This is a genomic window from Streptomyces sp. HPF1205, from assembly GCF_020400825.1.
Classification (GTDB): domain Bacteria; phylum Actinomycetota; class Actinomycetes; order Streptomycetales; family Streptomycetaceae; genus Actinacidiphila.
This window is the reverse complement of the sequence record NZ_JAINVH010000148.1, coordinates 1-512: the sequence shown is the minus strand read 5'-3', so window position 1 is coordinate 512 and position 512 is coordinate 1. Positions and strand designations below refer to the sequence as shown.

The following is a 512-nucleotide window of genomic DNA, read 5'->3' as shown; positions in this document are numbered from 1 at the left end:
CCCGGACTCGCCGTCGCGAACACCTCCGCACCCAGATGCCGGGCCAGCTGAATCGCCGCCATCCCCACACCACCGGCACCCGCATGAACCAGCACCCGCTCACCCGCCCGCACCGACCCCAGATCCCGGAACGCGAACCAAGCGGTCAAAAACACGATCGGCACCGACGCCGCCTCGGCGAACGACCAACCCTCCGGAACCCGGGCGACCAGACGATGATCGGTCACAGCCAACGGACCAAAACCACCCGTCACCATCCCCAGCACCCGATCACCCACCGCCAGCCCCGACACACCAGGACCCACCTCCACCACCACACCCGCACCCTCAATACCCAACGGCGCCACCACCGGATACATCCCCAACGCATTCAGCACATCACGGAAATTCACCCCGGCCGCCCGCACCCCCACCCGCACCTGACCCACACCAAGACCACCAGCAGCCTCCGGAGCCCCCACCAACTCCAACGCACCCAACGTCCCCCGCACCCGACAGTCCAACCGCCACGC

Annotated in this window: 1 protein-coding gene; it reads right to left on the bottom strand. The window is 68.0% G+C overall.

Annotation, left to right across the window (positions count from 1 at the left end; translation table 11 throughout):
- On the bottom strand, positions 1-512 hold a 512-nt coding region (locus K7G61_RS36040; RefSeq protein ID WP_225851369.1), incomplete at both ends, for an alcohol dehydrogenase catalytic domain-containing protein.